The 18,606-nt window shown below is 35.2% G+C and carries 17 protein-coding genes, 1 tRNA gene and 3 pseudogenes; 9 read left to right on the plus strand and 12 right to left on the minus strand.

The genetic code is table 11. From position 1 onward, the window contains the following. Nucleotides 1-702: 702 nt before the first annotated feature. The 4 genes from IHO13_RS00965 to IHO13_RS00980 all read right to left on the minus strand — a co-directional run bounded on the left by IHO13_RS00965 (nt 703) and on the right by IHO13_RS00980 (nt 4,512). Nucleotides 703-2,412 (minus strand): ABC transporter ATP-binding protein, encoded by a 1,710-nt coding sequence (locus IHO13_RS00965; RefSeq protein WP_225537859.1) that lies wholly within the window; start codon nt 2,410-2,412, stop codon nt 703-705. A gap of 162 nt (nt 2,413-2,574) precedes the next feature. Beyond that, nucleotides 2,575-2,898, minus strand: coding sequence for a Grx4 family monothiol glutaredoxin (gene grxD / locus IHO13_RS00970; RefSeq protein ID WP_225537860.1), 324 nt, complete (start codon nt 2,896-2,898; stop codon nt 2,575-2,577). Between the two features lie 15 nt (nt 2,899-2,913). Next, a complete protein-coding gene (locus IHO13_RS00975) occupies nt 2,914-3,132 on the minus strand; it encodes a BolA/IbaG family iron-sulfur metabolism protein (RefSeq protein ID WP_225537861.1) in 219 nt (72 codons plus the stop codon). Between the two features lie 63 nt (nt 3,133-3,195). Then, entirely contained in the window at nt 3,196-4,512 is a 1,317-nt protein-coding gene (locus IHO13_RS00980; protein WP_225537862.1) for a malic enzyme-like NAD(P)-binding protein, read from the minus strand. A 128-nt stretch (nt 4,513-4,640) separates the two neighbouring features. Here IHO13_RS00980 and pgsA point away from each other — a divergent pair, with 128 nt between their 5' ends. The 3 genes from pgsA to IHO13_RS00995 all read left to right on the plus strand — a co-directional run bounded on the left by pgsA (nt 4,641) and on the right by IHO13_RS00995 (nt 6,942). After that, complete coding sequence (gene pgsA, locus IHO13_RS00985) at nt 4,641-5,183, plus strand: CDP-diacylglycerol--glycerol-3-phosphate 3-phosphatidyltransferase (protein ID WP_225537863.1); 543 nt, start codon at nt 4,641-4,643, stop codon at nt 5,181-5,183. 106 nt (nt 5,184-5,289) lie between these two features. Then, on the plus strand, nt 5,290-6,312 hold the full coding sequence (locus tag IHO13_RS00990; protein ID WP_225537864.1) for a hypothetical protein: 1,023 nt from the start codon (nt 5,290-5,292) through the stop codon (nt 6,310-6,312). A 447-nt stretch (nt 6,313-6,759) separates the two neighbouring features. Beyond that, nucleotides 6,760-6,942 (plus strand): hypothetical protein, encoded by a 183-nt coding sequence (locus IHO13_RS00995; protein ID WP_225537865.1) that lies wholly within the window; start codon nt 6,760-6,762, stop codon nt 6,940-6,942. A gap of 62 nt (nt 6,943-7,004) precedes the next feature. Here IHO13_RS00995 and IHO13_RS01000 read toward each other — a convergent pair whose 3' ends face one another. From IHO13_RS01000 to IHO13_RS05835, 3 genes are all read right to left on the minus strand, one after another. Further along, the gene (locus IHO13_RS01000) at nt 7,005-7,181 is read right to left on the minus strand and encodes a hypothetical protein (RefSeq protein ID WP_225537866.1); all 177 of its coding nucleotides are present in this window, start codon (nt 7,179-7,181) and stop codon (nt 7,005-7,007) included. 147 nt (nt 7,182-7,328) lie between these two features. Continuing rightward, a complete protein-coding gene (locus IHO13_RS01005) occupies nt 7,329-7,634 on the minus strand; it encodes a hypothetical protein (protein WP_225537867.1) in 306 nt (101 codons plus the stop codon). After that, the gene (locus IHO13_RS05835; protein WP_368666863.1) at nt 7,631-7,906 is read right to left on the minus strand and encodes an ankyrin repeat domain-containing protein; all 276 of its coding nucleotides are present in this window, start codon (nt 7,904-7,906) and stop codon (nt 7,631-7,633) included. Before IHO13_RS05835 ends, IHO13_RS01005 begins: the two co-directional genes overlap by 4 nt. Before the next feature lie 322 nt (nt 7,907-8,228). Here IHO13_RS05835 and IHO13_RS01015 point away from each other — a divergent pair, with 322 nt between their 5' ends. The 3 genes and pseudogenes from IHO13_RS01015 to IHO13_RS06010 all read left to right on the plus strand — a co-directional run bounded on the left by IHO13_RS01015 (nt 8,229) and on the right by IHO13_RS06010 (nt 11,395). Continuing rightward, the gene (locus IHO13_RS01015; RefSeq protein WP_225537869.1) at nt 8,229-9,257 is read left to right on the plus strand and encodes an NAD(P)/FAD-dependent oxidoreductase; all 1,029 of its coding nucleotides are present in this window, start codon (nt 8,229-8,231) and stop codon (nt 9,255-9,257) included. 26 nt (nt 9,258-9,283) lie between these two features. Next, the gene (locus IHO13_RS01020; RefSeq protein WP_225537874.1) at nt 9,284-10,480 is read left to right on the plus strand and encodes a phosphoglycerate kinase; all 1,197 of its coding nucleotides are present in this window, start codon (nt 9,284-9,286) and stop codon (nt 10,478-10,480) included. A 61-nt stretch (nt 10,481-10,541) separates the two neighbouring features. After that, nucleotides 10,542-11,395 (plus strand): annotated as a pseudogene (locus tag IHO13_RS06010) (EndoU domain-containing protein). On the opposite strand, the gene IHO13_RS05945 reads toward IHO13_RS06010, so the two are convergent. From IHO13_RS05945 to IHO13_RS01045, 5 genes and pseudogenes are all read right to left on the minus strand, one after another. Continuing rightward, the gene (locus tag IHO13_RS05945) at nt 11,382-11,795 is read right to left on the minus strand and encodes a DedA family protein (RefSeq protein WP_410543369.1); all 414 of its coding nucleotides are present in this window, start codon (nt 11,793-11,795) and stop codon (nt 11,382-11,384) included. The pseudogene IHO13_RS06010 and the gene IHO13_RS05945 sit on opposite strands and share 14 nt — an antisense overlap. A 6-nt stretch (nt 11,796-11,801) precedes the next feature. Beyond that, nucleotides 11,802-13,174 (minus strand): annotated as a pseudogene (cysS, locus tag IHO13_RS01030) (cysteine--tRNA ligase). After that, the gene (locus IHO13_RS01035) at nt 13,167-13,823 is read right to left on the minus strand and encodes an exopolysaccharide biosynthesis protein (protein WP_225537871.1); all 657 of its coding nucleotides are present in this window, start codon (nt 13,821-13,823) and stop codon (nt 13,167-13,169) included. The pseudogene cysS and the gene IHO13_RS01035 overlap by 8 nt, the downstream one beginning before the upstream one ends. Nucleotides 13,824-13,953: 130 nt before the next feature. Then, nucleotides 13,954-14,121 (minus strand): twin-arginine translocase TatA, encoded by a 168-nt coding sequence (tatA, locus tag IHO13_RS01040; RefSeq protein WP_225537072.1) that lies wholly within the window; start codon nt 14,119-14,121, stop codon nt 13,954-13,956. Between the two features lie 141 nt (nt 14,122-14,262). Beyond that, the gene (locus IHO13_RS01045) at nt 14,263-15,039 is read right to left on the minus strand and encodes an ABC transporter ATP-binding protein (protein ID WP_368666864.1); all 777 of its coding nucleotides are present in this window, start codon (nt 15,037-15,039) and stop codon (nt 14,263-14,265) included. A gap of 144 nt (nt 15,040-15,183) precedes the next feature. Here IHO13_RS01045 and IHO13_RS01050 point away from each other — a divergent pair. The 3 genes and pseudogenes from IHO13_RS01050 to IHO13_RS01060 all read left to right on the plus strand — a co-directional run. Next, nucleotides 15,184-15,257: transfer RNA gene (locus tag IHO13_RS01050), tRNA-Arg, on the plus strand. A 702-nt stretch (nt 15,258-15,959) separates the two neighbouring features. Further along, a complete protein-coding gene (locus tag IHO13_RS01055; RefSeq protein WP_225537873.1) occupies nt 15,960-18,251 on the plus strand; it encodes an AAA family ATPase in 2,292 nt (763 codons plus the stop codon). 67 nt (nt 18,252-18,318) lie between these two features. Next, a pseudogene (locus tag IHO13_RS01060) lies at nt 18,319-18,606 on the plus strand (class I fructose-bisphosphate aldolase); the annotation flags it as partial.

An 18,606-nucleotide genomic window follows, 5' to 3' on the forward strand; every position in this document is an offset into this window, starting at 1 on the left:
CCTAGTATCAAGTACTGGAATGACGAAAAAAGGCTACTTGGATAACAAGAAGAGGGCTAATAGAATACACCTTATTAGGATACTTGGGTAACGTAGATACTGGGATGACACCATTCTTGACCAACAAATGGTACCTTTAATTTGTCCTACTACCATTGGGGTTTTATATAAGATCTCAAAAGAGGACTATAGGTATTAGTTGTATTGCTGGAATAAATTTTAGTAAAACTGCTATGTAAGTAATCTGCTGCTTATGAATTTCCTATCAGCAAAGAGATACACGGATATTATTTAAATAATGCCCGTGCGCTTTTAGAAGGAGTATATAGCACGTGTGCTAAGTAGCACTACGTGCATATATAAGTTGTTTAAAACAATCTTTTTAAACAAGCCCTAATACATCACAAGGATTGTGATATGCATCATAATAGTTATGACATGAGTTAAAATGATTATGACATGAATTAACAGCATAGGGCATATGTGCAGGCATACAAGGTGTATGCGCTGGAAAAACTGGTGCTGATAAATGAGAAGTCACATATTGTTGTTGTAGTAAAAACCACGAGTGTAAATCATAATAGTCCTTTAAAAAATAATATTAAATTATTATAAGTTAAATGATTAAAAATTAACAATTTTATTCTAAACTCAGCATAACAACTAACTTAGTTCTTCTTTTTACTAATACAATATTCATACCTATTGTATTTTCACCAATTTTGCATATAGTCCATCTTTGTTTATTAGAGAGTCATGAGTTCCTACTTCTTCTATTTCTCCGTGATTAATCACTATAATTTTGTCAGTTTTGAGTGCGGTTGATAGCCTGTGTGTGATTATGATCGTTGTTCTGTTTTGCATTAATTTGCTCAGTGCTTTTTGTACGAAGTTTTCACTTTTGTAATCAAGGGCAGAGGTTGCCTCATCCAGCACTAAGACTTGGGGATTTTTGAGTATGGCTCTCGCTATTATAATACGTTGCTTTTGTCCTTCAGAAAGTTTTAATCCTCTTTTCCCTACAAATGTGTCAAACTTATCGGGCAACCTGTCAATAAATTCCATCGCATAAGCACTGATGGCTGCTTGTCTCACTTCCTCATATTCAGCATCTGGCTTGCCGTACAATATATTCTCCATTATTGAACAAGAAAATATCATGTGATCTTGCGGCACTAAACCAAATAATGACCTGAGACTACTTAACGCAATCGACTTAATATTATGCCCATCGATAGTAATGCTGCCTTTGTTTGGATCATAAAAACGGAGCAGAAGCTTTAAAATGGTGCTCTTACCACTGCCAGATGGTCCAACAATTGACACTGCTTGGCCCGCCTCTATGGAAAATGATACGTTACTTAACGCTGGCTTACCAGGCCGAGATTCATAAAAAAAAGTTATGCCGTTAAACGAAATTTCTTTTTGAACACTACAAATTTTTATAGGATCATCAGCATCTGCTATAGAGCTTTTCATATTCTTAAATTCAAATAAACGTTCTACTATCCCAAGACCACGTTGCAAATCACTAATATTATCGCTCAGATTATTTACAGCTCCTGCTGCAAGTGCTGAATAAAACACAAATGAAGATAGCTCCCCAATAGTTATATTATCACTTAAGACTTCTTTAATACCAAAAAAGATTAAAACGACCAGTGAACCTATCACATATGAGATAACCAAGGTTACCAAAATAGCGCGCAAGAGTATCAATCTTATGTATGATTTCGATACTGAGTTTAGATGTTCCTTAAAACGGATTTTCTCATTTTCCTCTAATATAAACGACTTGATAGTTACTATAGATCTGAAATTTTCTTCACTAAGTGATGCAAGCTCACTCAGCTTACTTTGGGCAAAACGTGCATGATTGCGCACTTTTTTCCCAAGAGAAGTCATGATAATAAGTAGTATGGGTATTATCGCGGCCGCGTATGCAGTTAGATGCAGATTTGTATATAACAACATGGCAACACTACCAATCAAAATTACAAAATTTCGCAATATGGTGAGTAAGCTGCTATTTATTATAGATTGCAACACAGAGGTATCAGTAATTAGTGCTGAGATGACGTCTTGAACACCAGTGTTCTCAAAGAAACTTGGTTGCAAGTCGGTAACATTGCTATATAAGTCATATCTTATTCTTGCAATAACTTTTTCGCTGCCAATGCCAATGAAATACAATCTAATGAACGCAGTAAGAGAAACAGATAAAACTACAAATATTATAACTACCAGTTTAGTAGTAAAATCGTGTTCTGTGCCAGAATCAATTATGCTGCTCAAACCTCTACCGAAAAGGAGAATTGTTAAAGCTGAAAATAAAACTGCAATAAAAGCTATAATGAAATAATGTAGACTGGGCTTTATGTAGTAAAATAATTGCCTAATATTAGATCGCATCTTATTTCGAAATCTCTAAGGCTAAGTATATGGATTTTAGTGTCAGGAGAAAGGAAAAAGGTATGGCTTTAGGTCTACTGATCGTATGAATGTTGTGATTCAACTCACAAAAAAGGCCAGTAAAACTGGAAAATATTTTGGAATAACACCCTTCTGATAGTCTTACTCTGCCATAATCTTTCTTTCTTTTAGCAAGTTTTGCAGCTCACCTTTTTCATACATCTCGCGAACGATGTCACAGCCGCCAATAAACTCTTTCTTTATATATAACTGTGGAATTGTTGGCCAATCAGAAAACTTTTTTATGGACTGACGTATTTCATCATTTTCTAGCACGTTGACGCATTTAAACTTTACATTCAAGTTTTTGAGAATTGACACGACGAGTCCAGAAAATCCGCATTGAGGAAAGTCAGAAGTGCCTTTCATATAGAGCACCACATCACTTTCTGCTATATCCTTTTTTATTTGTTCAAAATTGTTCATAAGTTCACCTTAATTCTAAGCACTAGTTTCTAACTGCAACGCATGTATAGACTGGCCTGCTAATGCCTTATATACCATTCTATGCTGCTCTATCCTTGTCTTTCCAAGAAAGCACTTGGAGGTTATTTTCAAATGATAGTGATCATTATCTCCAGCAAGATCATTAATCTCTATATCGGCACCTGGAAATGATTGTTTGATGGGTTTCTCTAATTCATGAATTGCGATAACCATTAATTTACTTTAAATTACAATACTTTTATTATAAATCTAAAATTACTTTGCACAACTGAATTATCATGAAGACAATGAATTCAACGTGCTGAGAGCACTCGCAAGACGAGATTCTAATTGATTTTCATATTTACTCCAATCTTGTATTGCTTTTTTAGCAACACCTGAATGCACTGCGGCTTTTGCAACGGCAGGAGAAACTATCGAAATCAATCTTGGGTCAAATGGAGTAGGTATTATGTATTCACATCCATAGCTCATTTTACGACCACCGTAAGCTGCAGATATCTCATCAGGTACCGGCTCACGAGCAAGCTTTGCTATTGCATTTGCAGCTGCAATTTTCATTTCGTCATTTATTGTTGTTGCACGTACATCAAGCACTCCTCTGAATATATAAGGGAATCCCATCACGTTATTGATTTGGTTGTTGTAATCTGATCTACCAGTTGCGATTATTGCATCTGGTCTTACGGATTTCGCAAACTCAGGCCTTACTTCTGGATCAGGGTTAGCAAGAGCAAAAATAATCGGATCTTTACCCATGCTCTTCAGCATCTCTTCGCTTAGCACATTCTTTGCAGATAGCCCGATAAATACGTCAGCACCTTTTATTGTATCAAGTAGAGAACGTTCTTTGGTGTCAGTTGCATGTCTTTCCTTCCACTCATTCATATCCTCTTTTCTGCCTCTATATATTACCCCTTGTTTATCACACAGCACTATGTTTTTAGCGCCCATGGACCTCAGTATTTCCAAACATGCAATACCTGCTGCTCCAGCGCCATTCATGATGATCTTAACGTCTTCTAATTTCTTTCCTGCAATATCAAGAGCATTTTCTATGCCAGCTGCAACAACCACTGCAGTCCCATGTTGATCGTCGTGAAATACTGAAATGTCCATCAATTCACCTAGACGCTTTTCTATTATGAAACAATCGGGAGACTTTATATCCTCTAAATTTATCCCTCCCCAACTCGGTCCAAGATATCTTACCACGTTGATGAAATCTTCCACATTTTCTGTGCCAACTTCTATATCAATTGCATCGATGTCAGCAAAACGTTTGAATAAAACAGCTTTGCCTTCCATAACAGGTTTTGAAGCAAGAGGCCCGATGTTGCCAAGTCCAAGCACTGCAGTGCCATTTGAAATAACAGCAACACAGTTGCTCTTTGCCGTATAATCATAAACCAGATCAGAGTTTTTAGCTATTTCAAGACATGGAGCTGCAACTCCAGGGGAATAAGCAAGTGACAAGTCATACTGGGTAGATAAGGGCTTTGTTGGCAAGATAGATATTTTACCAGGATTACCGCCTCCACTGTGATACTTAAGCGCTTCTTGTTTTGTAGTATAATCTAAATCGTCATTCATTATTATATCTTGAGCTCATAATTTTTAAGCATATGGAATTTTTATAAATATTCAATTGTAAACTATTAGCTTGTGAGTTGCACTTTACTCCTGTATAAGTTTGCCATACCGCACTAAAGTTACATTGCATGTTAAAAAAAAACTTGCCTAATTTACTGACAATCTCTCGTGCGCTTGCAGTACCAGCAATAATATTAAGTTTTTATATAGAAAACAAATATGCAAACTCGATAACAATATCAATCTTTATATTTGCATGCATTACAGATTTTTTTGATGGTTACCTAGCACGTACGTGGAAAGTCCAATCAAAATTTGGCAGGCTATTTGATCCAATTGCTGATAAATTAATAGTGGTTTCAACAATAATGATGCTGGTTTATAAGCATAAGATCAATGATTATACGATAATACCATCAATCATCATCGTTTGTCGGGAGATATTAGTTTCTGGTTTGCGGGAGTTTCTGACCGCTACAAACGTTAGCTTACCTGTGAGCAAAGCTGGAAAAATTAAAACATTTCTGCAGATGCTTGCTGTAGTAGTACTAACAATAGACGACTACGAAATAACTCAATATATAGGTACAATTTGTCTTTGGGTTGCAGCCATTATAACTATGTGGTCAGGCTACAATTACGTCATAGCCGGCATCAAACAGATTGACTGAATTCCTTGAGAAACAATTAATATACAAATAGCTAAGATTTCAATAAAGTTGACTAAGTAATTGAAATCATATATAATATACTAGTCCATAAGTTAGTTGGGTTTATATGACTAGTGTTACAAATAACCCTGATACCAAGTATTCTGAAAGACTAAAAGGTAAAAAAGATTCTGAAATGGAGGATTTTTGGGCTATAATTGAAGAAGAAACAAAAAAAATGGAGAAGCTCGAACAAAAATTATTAACACTGAAAAAAAGAGAGCTATATAGGCAACACGTATCATTGGCAATAATGGCCCCATTTGCATTACTGATGGCTATTGAGTTGGAAAAAACATGCAGCGTTCAGGTATTGCTTGGTGTTATAAGTGGTTCACTAAGCCACGCTATATTACCTTTCACAGCTTTATCTCTTATTTGTACGCTATATTTAATTTATAATAATAAAAAGATAGTTCAAAAGGAACAGGAATTGAAGGATCTTGAAAATGGCAAAGTGGCAGAAAAAGAGAAGAGAGATGTTCCTCATACTGTTGATAATTACCTTAATTACGCTGATGCCGCTTTAATTACATTAGTTATTGTAGCTAGTATAGTTAGCGAAGCACTGGAACAAGGAATAATAGAAGACGTAGCCCTTTCAATTTCGAGCTTACTTTACTTTGTAGCAAACGCTAATTTCTTCTATCGTGAGTACAAGAAGAGCAAAGAACATGAGGTAGACAAAGAGCAAGAAAATTCCAACCTTGATGAAAAATCTAAGAAAAAGACTAACAATATGTCTGCTGCTAGTTTAATATTTGCTGGTTCTTCTATAATGTTAATAAGGAGAATAATGTTAATAACATTAGCATCATTCTTACATCCTGTTGTTGGACCCGCTTTAGGTTTAGTAGGCATCACTCTTTTGATGGCAGGAAGTGAACTAATCACACACCTTTATAAGAGAGAGTTAAAGAATGTAGAAGTTGGAAAAGGTATAAAAGGCACTGGAAAAGGTACAGCAGGTGCTATTGCAAGCAATGTAGACAGAAGAGATAGTACAAACCAAGAAGCAACTGTTTGCATAACCTACACTAAGCAAAAAAAGGCAAAGAAACCTCACAATAGCCTTAGCTTTACGATCTAATGTTAAAAACCAAAGGCGCCATCTGATTTTTTAAGCTAACGATATGCGTAATTCAGAATTGTAAATATGATGAACCCCCTATAAAGAAAGATCTAGCAGAAATGTAGCACAAATACGACAGAAATTAATCATGTATGTGTACCTACACACACTGAAGAAGATACATTATACTTTTTACTGAATTTTATTGCTTATTGGAAAAGCTTGCAAGCGAAGATAGATTTTCGGGCCCTAAAGCACCTTAACTCTTAGTGTAGTAGAGCTGTAAAAATGTGTCAAGCAACTTTTGTAGACCCGTTTCTATGGCTTAAAAAAAACTGGATTCTAGCATTATGCGCTGGCATCCAGAGAAAAGAAATAAGCTACTTAAGCGGTAGAGTTTTAAGAGGAAAGTTACTTTTATTCAGGGCTTTTTTTATAGAACCTGAAAGCACTTTAGAGCTTGGATTGGAAGGTATGTTATCTTCAAAAACTTTTTATCTTTTCCTTGTGCTATTTGCTGCTAGATTAGAAGAAAAACCATGCTCCTTGTTAAAACTAGGATTAGATATTTTGTTTTCAGGCATTTACCTGTTTGCCTTTACGATAAAGGCTCATGGTTCTTGTTTTGCTGGTTCTTTAACAGGATAAAAAACTAGATTCTCTATTAAAGCTAGAAGATGTGTTATTTTCAAACATCTTCATCTTTTCCTTTAGCCATTTGCCGCTGAATTGGAGAAAAAACCAGAACCATGTCCTTTATTAAAACTAGGATTAGATATTCTATTTTCAGGCATCCTTTTTGCAGGAAAAGCTTGAGGTCTTGTTTGTGGATTAGCTGGCTTTGGTGCTATTGATGATTTTCCTACATTTGGCTGGTGGTTTGGCAAAGCTACAATTTTGGACTCCTGTTGGTCTACATCATTGCCAGATCTATAACTACTTCCAGGAGTTCTGCTTCTTTTTTCATCATCTGATTGAGGGTTTAAAAGTGTTAGGCATTCACTTTCGCCATTATCCCAACTAGAATCCTAATACTAAGTGTCGTTGTTAATACTCGATACACTGCTACTACAACTCATATGAGCGTTACTATTTAACTTTTCTTTATTATCAACTATCTCTTCACAAATATGCTCTGGATTGCTGTCATAGTAACAATTCTCATCCCCTTTTTTTCGTTTTACATTTTCATCTAAGGTTAAACTTAAAGTCCTTTCCATCTTTTCGCACAAAGATGCATATTCGTCCTTATTTTTCTGATTTTTTACAATACTCAGCAGGTAAACATACTCTGCCTCATCAAATTTTGCTCCCAATTTTAACAATGAGTCGATAATCAACAGGCATTTCCATGAGAAAACCTTCTATTGAAATATTCAGTTATAGATAGATTCTCATTATTATCAACTCCTGGTACAAAATTTCCCATTATAAATACCAATGGAGTTTGCCCATATTGATCTTTTAAGTTCATATCGATTTCACATTTGTTAATGAATAATCTTACCAGTCCGTGATTGGAACTTTTTTCAGCATAATGTAATACAGTGTTGCCTTCTTTATCGGGTATTTGCCATATATTGAATGAACTAGATAGTTTTTTTAAGTAGATTAAGCGACTGTTTTACAACTCTTACTTCATTGTTTGCCGTGGTTTTAAATTATTAAATTGTTCTTAATACTCATAATATTTACCTCGCTGTTAATTATTAAAATCAATACACTATTGTAATTACATAAAAATTTATTTTTCTTAAGTCTATGGCTTATCCGGTCCTCTAATAGTTATTTTCTTGAGTTCTATATTGTTTTTTGTAACATTGCCGCAAGAGTTTAGTGTCAGCTACTTGCATAACATCTTTTGCTGTTTCATAAATTGACCTTGTTAACAAAGCTAACTAATATCTAAATAAGTTATTGCCTAAATGGAGAGCATGGAAACTGACATTGTAATAATAGGTGCAGGACCTGTTGGAATATTCACTGCTTTTCAAGCAGGAATGCTCGATATGAAATGTCATATCATAGATGTTTTGAATCAAGCGGGAGGACAATGTACTGCTCTTTATCCAGAAAAACCGATATACGATATACCTGGCTATTCCATAATTACTGCTCAAAAGCTAATTGAACAATTGATGGAGCAAGCTTCACCATTTGAGCCTGTTTACCACTTAAGTCAAAAGGTAGAAAAAATTTTGGATAATGACGGTCAAAACTTTACTGTAATAACGAATATAGGTACAGAAGTGAAATGCAAAGCTGTTGTCATCGCCGCAGGAAATGGAATGTTTGAGCCTAACCGCCCACCCCTTGGTGATATATTAGAGTATGAAAATAAATCCGTATTTTATAGCGTAAATAAAATTTCTGATTTTCAGGATAAAACCATAGTCATTGCAGGAGGAGGAGATTCTGCGGCTGATTGGACTATAGAACTCTCTAAAGTTGCAAAGAAAATTTATGTGATACATCGAAGAAAGGAATTTCGTTGTGTTGTCAAAACTAGAAATGAATTAGAATTATTTGAAAGTAGTGGAAAAATAGAACTTGTAACGCCATATCAATTACACGAACTAGCCGGAAATAATGGGCAATTGAGTGCAGTAGTAGCAAAAAACATTGTTTCTGGAGAAGAAAAAGAAATATCCGCTGATTTTTTACTGCCATTTTTTGGGCTGTCAATGAATTTGGGTCCAATAAACAATTGGGACATACAGTTAGAACACAGTCGTATAGCTGTTAATCAGGTTACACTTAGAACCAGTAGAGATAGGATATATGCGATCGGAGATATAGCTACGTACTCAGGCAAACTAAAGTTGATACTAAATGGCTTTGCTGAGAGCGCTATGGCTTGTTATGACATACACAAAGTGATCCGTAATTCTCTAGTTAATTTTCAATACTCAACTTCAAAGATGGCACACAAGCGATTTACTTTAGGTCAAACTACTGTATAGTGGTTTTATAGCTCCTTAGTTTTATGATGAATGTGTCTAGCATAGAGAATTGTGATTTTCACGATAAAACTGTCTTACTCAGAGTTGACTTTAATGTTCCTATAAAAAATGGAAAAGTTCATGATGCTACTCGTATTTTGAGAGCATTACCTACTATTCAGCATTTGGTGAATGCGAGCGCAAAGGTTATTGTCATATCACATTTTGGACGCCCAAAAGCCAAAAACGATAGTTTGTCACTAAAAAATATAGTTGAAACTTTATCGCAGATATTAAATAAAGAGGTAAAGTTTATCAATGATTGCATTGGCGAAAAAGTGCAAAAAGCAGTAAATGAGATGGACGGGGGAAATGTAATATTACTGGAAAATTTGAGATTTTATAAAGGAGAGGAGCAGAATGACTCAAATTTTGCTAAACAACTAGCATCACTAGCAGATATATATGTAAATGATGCATTTTCTTGCTCCCACAGAGCCCACGCTTCTATTTCAGGCATTACAGAATTTTTGCCTTCCTATGCAGGATTTTGCTTACAAGATGAGCTAAGGTATCTTGAAGAGGCCATATCATTCGATGCTAAACCTATTACTGCGATAGTTGGGGGAGCTAAAATATCAACTAAAATAAAAATGCTTATAAAACTAGCAGAAAGGGTCGATTATCTGGTTCTTGGCGGTGCAATTGCTAACAATTTTTTGTTGTTCAATAGAGTGAATATCGGCAAATCTTTCTTTCAAAGTGGTACTAGTGGTTTTCTTCATAGTGTTATTGAAGTAGCAAGTAAAAACAATTGTAAAATAGTTGTGCCTGAAGATGTTTTGGTTGCAGTAAATTATGATTACAGCACTGGCATTTTAAGAAACACCGAATCCATTTTGGATGATGATGTAATTTTGGATATCGGACCTAAAACCTTGAGCATGATAAGCAGTATGGTAGCAAGTAGCAAAACTCTGCTGTGGAATGGACCTATTGGTGTCTTTGAACACCCAGCTTTTGCAAATGGCACAATAGAGGTGATAAAAATCGTAAGTAGCCTAACACACGAAGGAAAATTGACTAGTGTGATAGGAGGAGGAGATAGTTTATCTGCAATAAATGCTACAGGTCTTACTGATAAAGATTTTACGTATGTTTCAACTGGTGGAGGGGCGTTTTTAAGCTGGCTAAGTGGCGATGAAATGCCAGGAGTCGCTGCACTGCAATTAACGTCGGATTAAAGCTTTTTTAAATTGTTACCACTTGTACTCTAGCTTTTTTCTGTGAAGCTGTATCGTGATTATGTCAAAGAAAAATAAGCTAATTTTATGCTTAATAATACTGGTAATAGGATTTGTCTTTTATATTAAAGATCATCACTTTAATGATACAAACTCACGAATTGATTCTGGGCCATCCTTTAAAACAAATTCTGTGGGGCCAGATTACATTCCCACCACTTCCGGAGTTGACTGACCTTGATAGGGGAGTGTTAAGAGTTTGTAGAGATTGGGAACCACACCTCGATAGAAGATTTCAGAGTTTTGTTTGATTGTCCGCAGCATCAAGAAGTAGTAGAAGGAATATATGATAGGCTCGATCATCAAGCGATTACACCAAGTGTAGACTTGGAGTTATTCAAGAATGAACTAACTAAGATTTGGTTTACAAATAGCGGAATTGAAAAAGAAACTATAGGATTTGGATATATTTTTGTGGTGAGCCAGATAGATCGGAGCTTGGTGGTATGCCTTTTGTAGGTAGGTAAGTTGAGGATCAAGAAGATAAATGGGCAGATGCGATTTGGAATGATAAGTCTCTGTGCAATAAATTAGAAGTTGATCCACCAGTTTATACATTTGAAATGAAATATTTAGGAAAAGATGGAGAAGTGAAAGTTAAGTGCCCAAATGGGTATGCATATAACCTTTATGCTGACGATATTTTAGTTTCCGCAACTAAGACATTTAAGGCACTAGGAAAAGATTGAATGTGCCTATATAAAATGGAAGATGACAATTATCAATCGGTATTTTGTGAGAAAGAATGATGCCATACTTACGTTCTACCATGACTTAACACCAAAATGTAATAGTAAAAGTACTAATTGTAGCTGTATTGATAGGCGTAAGGCGGAAGCTACTAAGCGGCAATGATGAGGTATAACAAGTAGAAAAAGTTGGATAGGATAGTTAACAGAGTAAAAACACTGAGGTTTAACCTAAAATAACCTGACAAAACCTGAATCACGCTTCCAAGTACTTGCACCCACGAAAGTAGTACAACTGCAGAGATCAGTAGATTTCTTATGATTTTTGGTATTTTATGCCCGCTCTCTAGCTCGCGGTATGACTCCCTGATAGAAATTGTTATTCTACCCAAATACCAATTAACTACCCCACTGATGCTTGATCCCAACACTCCAAAAAGTAACATAAGTAGTGGATTGTAATGCGACCTGAAATACAACATAGTATAAAACACAAAACCTTGATATATAGGTAAGATCAGTGACGATATTAGGCTATCTGTAAACAATAGAAGATAATTTTCCATATAAGTTCACCAAGTCGTTGTACCATCTTCGTTATCAGAGATTGAGATTCCCATTTGTTTTAGTTGCTTTCTTATTTTGTCTGCAGTATTGTAATCTTTGCTTTGTTTTGCTGTCCTTCTTAAATCTATCAGTCTTTCTACTTCCTGATGACTCACGCCAGTGGTAAACCATTCTTGATAACTTGACCTGAGAAGACCAATAAATCTTGCGCTCTTAACGAAACTTTCAGTTAATTTAAGCTTCCCGCATTTACTACTCGTTTTGTTAATTTCCGCAGCCATTTCATGCAATATGACTAAGGCCTCAGGAATATTTAAGTCGCTTTTCAAAGCCTCTATAAAATCTTTAAAGACTTCTGCATCACTTTTCTCAATATTCACTACATCGACGTTACGTAACAACCGGTAGAACTTGTTTAGAGTTTCTTGTGACTCAGAAATAACATTTTTTGTCCAATCAAGTGGTTTTCTATAGTGAGTTTTGAGCAGTGAGTGACGTATTACTTCACCATTTATTCCGCTATGAAGTAGATCTCTTACCTTGACTACATTAAATAGGGACTTGCTCATCTTTTCTTCATTTACTGTAAGAAAACCGTTGTGTACCCAATATTTTGCAAATACTGATCCGACAAATGCAGATTTACTCTGCGCAATTTCATTTTCATGATGAGGAAATTGTAAATCTATACCGCCGCCGTGAATGTCAAAGTCTTGACCAAGGTAAGCATACGACATTGCTGAACATTCTACATGCCATCCTGGCCTTCCTTCTCCCCATGGGCTACTCCAGTAGCTTGAAAGCTTATAGTCAATATCGCTTGCAGGCTTCCATAGTACAAAATCTCCGGGATGTTTTTTATTTTCACCAACTTCAACTCTGTTGCCATAATTCAATTCATCAATTTTTTTCCCTGATAAAGCACCGTATTCAGAGTAAGACTCTACACTAAAATATACATGCTTATTGGATTCATAGGCATGACCAGATTGCAGCAAATGTTTAATTAATTTAATGATACAATCTATATTTTCCGTTGCTTTTGGTTCATATGTTGGCTCTGTACAGTTTATGCTTTCCATGTCTTCATGAAAAGCCCTAGTATAGTATGCACTGATGCTTTCTATACTGCTATTTTTCTCACTTGCTGCGTTGATTATCTTATCATCAATATCGGTTATGTTGCGTACATAAGTAACTTTACCATAACAAAATTTAAGCAGTTGAAATAATACGTCGTAAACAACAACAGAACGCGCATTGCCTATGTGAGCTGTGTCATATACTGTTGGCCCACAAACGTACATTTTTACATGATCTTTATCGATCGGTATAAAGGGCTCTTTTTTTTTGTTAAGGTGTTATAAAGCCTAACCATATACAAAACTTTTTAGAAAGGAAAACGCACCAAGCATGAGCTGTGGTCCTTTAACTATTACAGCAAGGGTAAGTAGCAACCCGCATAAAGATATTAAGACTCCCATTATAGAGAGAAGTCCATCTTTACTCATAATACCAAGTGAAATGAGAGTTGTGCCAATTGCAGGAATGAAATTAGTTAGGGGTAGCGGAATAGCTATCGATAATGCGCAAAGCAGCATTATGAATGCTAAAATCTTTTCACCTGGCCCACAGAAAATGAAAGACATTCTCGGTTTCATGAACTTTTCTATTTTTCTTAAAGCAGGAGAAGTTTTTTCTACCACAAGAGATAGTGTTGAACGTTGAAAAGACTTTCTTTCCAACCAGTGAGGCATCCAAGGAGAATCAAACCCCAACATAAGCTGCAGTGAGAATAGGATTAGAGGTATAGAAAGTATAGTTGTATAGCCAGGTGGAACCGGTATAGGTACTGATAGTGGCAAAGAGAAGATAATTATCAAAACACCAAAACCGCGCTCATGCAAAGCTGTTTTTATGTCAAACAGTGTTACTTTATCACTATTGACATTGTCAGTGTCTGTAACCTCTTTTAGAATATCAGAAGCTAATTTTTTATTTCCGGCTAATTTCCCACTTTTTTGCACAATCATCCTTTAATAAAACGACCCCTTCTAACTAACATAATTACTACAGTATTTCAACCTATTCTTTAGCTAGTTCAAGTTTTTAAATAAATGACACGCACTAAAGTACGTGTCATAAAGTATGAAAACGCTAACGATCTGGCTCGTTAGATGATAGTTTCTCTGAGTCCTTGAGTCCTTGTTTAAGGTTTTTAATACCTTTTCCTAGATCATCCATAACTTGTGGCAACTTACCCGCACCAAACAGAACTAAGATTATTATTAAGACTAGAAACAATTGCCATGGTCCTAAGCTCATTTGTACCTCCATTTAAAATATTAACTTTTAGAAAATGGAACCTGACTAAAGTCAAGTAACACATAAATTATATCACCTTATTTAGTTATAGATCAAAAATTTTTAGTGTTTGGTTCCATTTTATAATAATTACAGACTAGATTATTTCCTTACAGCAAACATACCATCAAACGGAAGCTCATCACCTAACAGTAAAGTAGAAGAGAACTCACTAAAGAACTTTGCTAGCGTATGATCTTTAGGACTATGATATATATCACTGGAAACTCCTGATTGGATAATTTTACCGCTTTTCATTACATAGATCAAATCTGCGACTTTTAATGCTTCTTGCGGATCGTGAGTTACCATCAACACAGGGGTATTTTTACTTCTAAAAAGGGACAATATATGATGTCTTATTCGGCACTTTGATAGTATATCTAAGTTAGAAAATGGCTCATCGAGTAACACAACATCAGGATTTTGTGCTATTACTCTTGCTATTGCAACTAATTGTTGCTGCCCTCCCGATAGGGCATTAGGATACATATTTTCATATTTTTCTATATTTAATAGCTTTAAAATTTCCAATGCAGTGAAATACTTTGCTTTTTTGGAAGAGCTGCGAATAGCAAAAGTTATATTTTCTACTACTGTTTTGTGAGGAAATAGAGCAGAATGTTGAAAAATCAATCCGACATTCCTATGCTCTATTGCAATTGATGCGTGGCTACTTACAACTAGCCTATCATTTATAAAAATGGTGCCAGATTTTGGATTTTCTATTCCCGCAATTAATTTCAAAATCGTTGACTTGCCGCAACCTGAATGCCCTAGTAGACATGCGACGTTTCCTCTCTTTACTTCAATATTTATGTTGCTTAAAGCGAAATCGTCTTGATTGTTATAAGAATAACTAATGTCGTTAACTAGCATCAATTTAAACCACGTTATTAAATATAATAGCATTATACTCAAGAAATATACAGAAATGTTTTTTGCTATTATAAATTGATGATGCAGAGATCTAGAAAAATACGAGATTTTTTGCTATAATTTTATGCGGATAACAGAAAACACGGGACTATAGCTCAGTAGGATAGAGCATTGGATTCCTAATCCGAAGGCCGTGCGTTCGAATCGCACTAGTCCCATACTAATTACAATATAACCATAAAACCTACAGTAATACTCCATTTCACTGCGTTTAAATATCAACTAATATACCTAACTTTGTTTAATAATAGTCATTTTTATTTTATGTATGTTTTTAAAAAAAGTAAATAATTAAATCTTTTGTAACATTGATTGACGTGGTGCTTTTACTGAAAATGTTTTTAAAAATAAAGAGGAATTAGACTTCTCGCATAACCTAGAAAAAGGCAATTATTTTAAATATTGGCGTTTTTTGTGTGCTCTTAAATTGCTTTAGCTATAAAATTTAAGAAATTTACTAAGAAAAAAGGCAAAAGAAACTCCGCAACGTGAGTTGTTTACTGTTCTCTCAAAAATTTGGCGTTCGGTTCTCTCTATACACCACTTAATAAGCAAGGCTTAGTTAATGTAGACAAAAATTTATAAAGACACGGAGTATCCATGCTGCAAAAATAAAACATAACACGCCTTGTCTTATGCTATGCTTTTGTTACTTAATGCAAAGATTAAAGATAAATTTTAGACCTAAAATACTCACAATACTATAATTAAGGGTGCGAGCAAAGATTATCAAGTAGTTTTTTCGTTTCTATTGAATCCAATGCGATGGTAGAAACTGGTTTGTTATGCAGAGATACCTATTTTTTAATAATTGTGTGCTATCAATTATATGAAGTCCCTATTTTTAAAGAGAGTAGAAGATGATTTCTAAAAATCTAGAGGCAAGTTTAAATAGAGCATTGCTGATTGCTTCCAACTTTAGCCTTAAATATGCAAAAGTAGAACACTTATTGCTAGCGTTAACCAAAGACATGGATGTAAATTACGTTTTATCAAGATGTAACATCAGAGCTGATGAAATCATAAATATAGACAGCATCTTATCAAGGTGTAATGCTAATGGTTATAAAAAAGGTTTTTCTGAAGATAATCCTGAATTGGTTGTCAATGAAGTTAAGCCTAATCCGCTGTTTCAATGCATAATACATAGGTCCATAATACGAGCTCATAGCTTAGGAAAAAAGGAAATAAATGGAGCAAATGTCCTAGTAGAAATTTTGTCTGAACAGAATTTCTATATTGAAGACCTATTACAAAAGCAAAATGCAAAAGATTCTAACTTAATCTACCACATATCTAATATGAAATACTCAGGCGATACAGACGAATGCGCTACTAATCATAAAGTAAAGCTTGACAAAAATAATAATATCTTCACTACAGTAAATAAAGGTGAGTTATTAAAAGACGAAGAAGTTTTACAAAGTTACTGTAAAAACTTAAATGATTACGCAAAAAGCAAAAAAATAGATTGTGTTGTTGGTCGTGATTATGAATTAAGTCGCACTATAGAGATATTATTGAGGCGTAGGGAAAACAACCCTTTATATGTAGGAGACCCAGGTGTTGGCAAAACAACAATAGTTGAGGGTTTGGTGTTAAAAATAATCGAAGGCAGTGTTCCCAGTGCGCTCAGGTCTAGTACAATTTATGCTTTAGATTTAGGAGCACTCCTTGCAGGGACCCGTTATAGAGGCGACTTTGAAGGAAGAATGAAATCCATAACGAAAGCAATCGAGGCAAAGCCAGGCTCTATTCTTTTTATTGATGAAATACATACCATCATTGGGGCCGGTTCAACAAGTGGTAGTTTTCTCGATGCTGGTAATCTGCTTAAGCTTGCACTTGCAAGAGGTACATTACGTTGCATAGGTGCAACTACATACAAAGAATACAGCAATAGCTTTGAAAAAGATAAAGCACTAGCAAGAAGATTTCAAAAAATTAATGTGAAAGAGCCTTCTATCAATGAAACAATAAAAATGGTAAATGGCGTAAAGCCTTACTATGAAGAATACCACAAAGTACACTACTCAGGACGCGCTATTAAGGCTATGGTTAAAATTCTACGTGAGTGTATTCCTGAACAGAAATCACCTGGTAAAGACATTAACATTTTAGATACAGCAGGAGCACACTGTAGATTACTAAAAAATAGACATAAAATTGTGAGTAGTAGAGATATTAAGGACACCATCACTAGAATTACAGGCGCACCTTGTAGGTCTGAATTTGACGATATACAAAGAGTACAATCTTTAAAAGACAACCTCAAAAAGGTCATTTTTGGTCAAGAGCAAGCAATAGAATCTCTCATTGGTTCTATTAAAATTGCTAAATCTGGATTGAGAAATTACAAAAAACCCCTAGCAAACTATCTTTTTGCAGGACCAACTGGTGTTGGCAAAACTGAACTTGCAAAACAGTTAGCAAAAAGTATGGGTATGAATCTCATACGCTTTGATATGTCTGAATATATGGAACCTCATACAATATCAAGAATAATTGGCTCTCCTCCTGGATATATAGGCTACGATCAAGGTGGATTGCTTACAGAAGCTGTCTCTAATAATCAATATAGTGTCGTGCTTCTTGATGAAATTGAAAAAGCTCACAGTGATATTTACAACATATTGCTGCAAATCATGGATTATGGATGCATTACAGACACCTACGGACGTAAAGTTAACTTTTCCAATGTTATCTTGATCATGACAACCAATGCAGGAGCGTTTGAACGCAGCAAAAGCTTTATTGGCTTTGGACACAAAAACTTTAACATCAGTGATAGCGAAAAAGCAATAGAACGGGTTTTTAGCCCTGAATTTCGTAATCGTCTTGATGCAGTTATTTCCTTTTCTGACTTAAATATGGATGTGATTTTGTACATTGTGGATAAATTCATTCAGGAGCTGAGGAAACAACTCACACAGAAAGGCATAAGCTGTTTAGTAGAAAATGAAGTAAAGTCCTATCTTGCACAAACAGGTTACTGCAAGGAAATGGGGGCACGCCCAATAGAGAGACTGGTCGAGAAGGAAATAAAAAGTCACTTAGCTGAAGAAATACTGAAACGTCGACTAATTAAAGGAAAAAAGTTGAGAATTTACATGGATAAAAAAGAAAATAAAATTGCTTTTGGTATAACTTAAAATTCTTGTATTGAGTTTCATCTTTGTTACAATTTATAACTTAAATCTAATTTGAGTTATAGTGATAATAAGCGATAAAGTAAAGCAAATTCTAAGCTACTACGAAAGTGAAAGCCCTGGGGTAAAAGCAAACCTCACCCGTATCCTCATGCATGGAAAGCTTGGTGGCACTGGCAAATTGGTGATTCTTCCTGTAGACCAAGGATTTGAACACGGACCAATAAAAAGCTTTGAAGTTAATCCTGATGCTTATGACCCACATTATCATTTTCAACTTGCACTTGACTCAGGAGTAAGTGCGTATGCTGCTCCACTTGGCATGATTGAAGCTGGCGCTTCAACTTATGCCGGAACG

It is taken from the genome of Wolbachia endosymbiont of Mansonella perstans (assembly GCF_020278605.1).
In the GTDB taxonomy this organism is placed as follows: domain Bacteria; phylum Pseudomonadota; class Alphaproteobacteria; order Rickettsiales; family Anaplasmataceae; genus Wolbachia.